General features: G+C 42.3%; 3 protein-coding genes. 2 read left to right on the top strand and 1 reads right to left on the bottom strand.

The genetic code is table 11. From position 1 onward, the window contains the following. The first annotated feature begins 149 nt into the window (after positions 1 to 149). Positions 150 to 275 (top strand): hypothetical protein, encoded by a 126-nt coding sequence (locus tag OGM63_RS20225; RefSeq protein ID WP_263747452.1) that lies wholly within the window; start codon positions 150 to 152, stop codon positions 273 to 275. Positions 276 to 539: 264 nt separating this feature from the next. Then, positions 540 to 665: a hypothetical protein gene (locus OGM63_RS20220; protein WP_263747451.1), complete on the top strand. Its 126-nt coding sequence runs from the start codon at positions 540 to 542 to the stop codon at positions 663 to 665. A gap of 175 nt (positions 666 to 840) precedes the next feature. On the opposite strand, the gene OGM63_RS20215 is transcribed toward OGM63_RS20220, so the two are convergent. Continuing rightward, positions 841 to 4,215, bottom strand: a 3,375-nt coding sequence (locus tag OGM63_RS20215) for a WD40 repeat domain-containing protein (RefSeq protein ID WP_375340506.1), incomplete at its 5' end; no start/stop codon positions are given.

Genomic DNA, 4,215 nt, shown 5'->3' with positions numbered 1-4,215 from the left:
GTAGATGGTTATTCTTACTTGCTGTTAATATTTTAGCATTTTTTGAATGCAGATAAATCTGCCCGCGTCGTTTTTCCACCCCGCTTTAAAAAGACGGGGCTACCAAACTCCCGATATATTTACGTGTTTTTGAAATAGGGAAAGCCTATGTGCTACTATTGATAAATATTTTGCGGGGGAAAAAAATTAGGGCGATCGCAAAGGATTTTTACAACGTATTGAGTGAGGAATTTATTGCCACAAATACAGTCATTGGATGTGATGTAGAAACGTAAGCGTCAATATGGTCAACTTCAGAATAGATTGCGTCTCAAAAATTTGAGAGGTCTAGAGATTGATGCTATAATCTATGTTTTATTATGAAAGCCCCAGTACCACCGGGGCAAGTCGAACGTTTCCATTTTTCAATATAGTTACTAATCAAGATTTAGCGGTAGGGGTTTCTCGTCCCTTGACATGAAAACATGACAACCGCTAAAATAAAACATGACAAAATTTGTTAACACTCCTTAGCTAAGATATTCCTGGTTTTGAGGTAGATGACCCTCATAATTAATACGTATATCCATCGGTGGGTGTTTTTTGATAGGGCGATCGCAATTCTGTGTTTTTGTGCGATCGCTTCTAATTACAGCAGATTTCAGGTAAATGAAGTACGTGTATAAAACCCCTCTCCTTGTAGTAGAGACGTAGCACAGAATCGTCTCTACGTGTATTCGATTAGATCGATAGGGTGCTGTAGGGATGAAAAAATGTAATTTTTTGTTGAGACGTTCCACTTATGACGTCTTTACCAAACTTGTGGTGTTTTATATTACTGTTAATTCAACGGACACGATATTATTTATCACGCCAAACATATTTTTCACAGGTATCTTTCGCTCCCTTAGCTTCATCTGTCTGGGGGTTTTGCAACACTGGATGATTTTGCAACTTATTGCAAGCAATTTTTAACCAATCTTGCCATCGAGTTTCCCACAAGCGTAGTGTCTTGTCTGCGCTACCACTAACGATGTAGTCTCCATTAGGACTGATGGCAACAGATGTAACTTTATCTGTATGACCTTGAAACTTTTGCCCAATATTGCTGTCAAAAAAGTCCCATAATAGCACTGCCATGTCAACGCTACCACTAATGATGTAGCGTCCATCGCGACTGATAGCAGCCGATAAGACACCAAATTCATGACCTTGAAACGGTTGCCCAATAGAATTACCTTGAATATCCCACAAGCGCATTGTTCTGTCATAACTAGCGCTGAGGATATAACGTCCATCTGCACTAAAAGCGACAGATGAAATTGAACCCTCATGTCCTTTAAATGGTTCCCCAATTAATTTACCAGAAAGGTTCCATAAGCGCACCATTTTGTCGTCACCACCACTAACAATCATCTGACTATTGGGACTGAAAGCAACAGAAAATATAGGCTCGCTATGACCTGTAAATGGTTGCCCTATGGAATTACCTTTAATATCCCACAAGCGTAGTGTCATGTCCTCGCTACCACTGAGGATGTAGCGTCCATCGGGACTAAAAGCTACAGATGTGACTTTACCTGTATGACCTGTAAATGGTTGCCCTATGGATTTCCCTTTAATATCCCACAAGCGTAGTGTCATGTCCTCGCTACCACTGAGGATGTAGCGTCCATCGGGACTAAAAGCTACAGATGTGACTTTACCTGTATGACCTGTAAATGGTTGCCCTATGGAATTACCTTGAATATCCCACAAGCGTAGTGTCATGTCCTCGCTACCACTGAGGATGTAGCGTCCATCGGGACTAAAAGCTACAGATGTGACTTTACCTATATGACCTAGTAAGGGTTGCCCAATAGTATTGCTAATTTCCCACAAGCGGATTGTGCGATCGCCACTACCACTGATGATGTAACGTCCATCTGGACTAAAAGCCACAGATGCAACCGGATTTCTATGACCTTTAAGTGGTTCCCTAATCATATTGCCATCAATGTCCGAGAAATGCACTCTCCTGTCAAAACCTGCACTAACAATGTAACGCCCATCGGGACTAAAGCGAACAGATTGAACAGCACCTTTATTACCTCGGAATGGTTGCCCTATTGGTTTGCCAGACATATCCCACAAGCGCACTGTTCTGTCGTTACTACCACTGACTATGTAACGCCCATCTGAACTAAATGCTACAGACCAAACAGAATCTGTATGACCTGCAAATGGTTTGCCAATAGGTTTACCAGAAATATCCCACAAACGCACCGTTTTATCAATACTACCACTGATGATGTAACGACTATCCGGACTAAAAGCGACAGACCAGACAGCATTCTTATGACCTGTAAATGGTTGCCCAATCTGTTTTCCAGATATATCCCACAAGCGCATTGTGTTGTCTTCACTACCACTAACGATGTAACGCCCATCGGGACTAAAAGCCACAGATTGAATCGGTTTTCTATGACCTGTAAATGGTTGACCAATCTGTTTTCCAGACATATCCCACAAGCGCACGGTGTTATCTTCGCTACCACTGACGATGTAACGCCCATCGGGACTAAAAGCCACAGATTGAACAGATTTTTTATGACCTGAGAATGGTTGTCCAATTTGTTTACCAGACATATCCCACAACCGGACTGTGTTGTCTTCGCTACCGCTGATGATGTGACGTCCATCGGGACTAAATGCCACAGATGTAATGCGATCGCTATGACCTATTAACTGATTTCGCTCTTTAGTGGCTTGCACTGCATAAAGTAAACTAGATTTCACCGGGTTAAGTATATCCCACGGTAACAACGAACGATTTTCACCAGCAGTCTGAATCGCTAAAACCAGTCCATCTACAGGAGCGACAGGTAGCCGATTTTCGACTACAGCTGCTTTTTCGCGTAACAATGACAACTGAAGTTGAACCAAAGCAAAAATCGTTAATCCAGTCAGTGAGGCAATAACTGCACTAACAAGACCAACTGTCTGGTGACGATTATTTCGTCTTCTCTGGATGCTGCGTTGAACAAACTCCAACTCTATAGAATTCAACCAACTTTTATCAGATTCTGATATCTGTTTAACCAACGGTAAACGCGGATCGTTATTCCACAATAAACCAACCGCTTGTTTATCTCGTCTTTGAGTTGCCCATTTATTCGCAGTCGTTGTCAGTTCGCGTTGCAGCAGCAATGAACCTAATTCTTGGTCTTTCCAAGTCAGTAGTTTTTGCCATCCCCGCACTAACGCATCGTGAGCCGGTTCTACATAACTGTTACCTTCAGTATCTTGTCCTCCTACTAACAAACGTGCTGCCAGAAAACGCTCAATTACTAACTTTACCCGCGTATTTTCTGCTTTGGGATATTCCAATTCTGTCAGCAATACTTGTCTGCGTGCCAAATCACCACCACCTACAGCCATCATCCGCAGCATCACATATTCAATAGTGTGAGCGTAAGCAGCATCAAGTTTAATTAATTCATCATATTCACTATCTGCTCTTTGGGTGAGACTGCGCGTCACTCCCCCTAATTCTTCATAATCGGCTTGAGTAATTGCCCGATTATTTCTTTTGCCCTCTCTGGCACTTTTAATATATTTTAAATATAGTTCGCTCAAGGTAAAAGAAAGTAGCGGCAAAGCTCCCGGCATTTGTGCCACTTCATCAATTATTTGGTCTACTAAAGTTGGCGGTTCAAAATACATTACCCTAGCGGTGGCTGGTTCAACAATACAAGAGCGCAATTCTTCTCGTGACATAACTGGCACGAGAAATCTCGCAGCCGTCCAATAAGCTTCTAAAGGTGTATTGCGAAATTGCGGCTCAAAGTCATTTCGTAACGTCACCACAATGCGTAACTGTTCGGGAAAAGCTTTGATAGCTCTTGCTAAACCAGTCAAAAACTTGAAGCGCTCATTTGCATTTCTCGTCAGGCTTACTAATTCTTCAAATTGGTCAATTATGAGCAATAATTTAGTATTTGGATGAGTTTTTGCCCAAGCTTTAACACTTTGATAAAGCGTTTGTAATTCTTCTTCAAATTCTTCCTTTGGCTGGACGAAAGTTGGTAAATTTTCTTGTGCAAGTGTATTATTCAAAGCTTTAAATGGAGACTCCCCCGGACGAATAGGAGCTAATATCCGCCATTCTTGAGGACTAGGGACTAGGGACTGGGGACTGGGGACTGGGGACTGGGGACTAGGGACTGGGGACTGGGAGGAAGACGTGGAGAGTTT

It is taken from the genome of Plectonema radiosum NIES-515 (genome assembly GCF_025753815.1).
Classification (GTDB): Bacteria; Cyanobacteriota; Cyanobacteriia; order Cyanobacteriales; family Nostocaceae; genus Hassallia; species Hassallia radiosum_A.
This window is presented reverse-complemented; position numbering and strand designations above follow the sequence as displayed.

What these genes read in the sequence shown, in the direction of transcription:
- OGM63_RS20220 (WP_263747451.1), top strand. Translation starts at nt 540, where the DNA reads ATGACCCTCATAATTAATACGTATATCCATCGGTGGGTGTTTTTTGAT.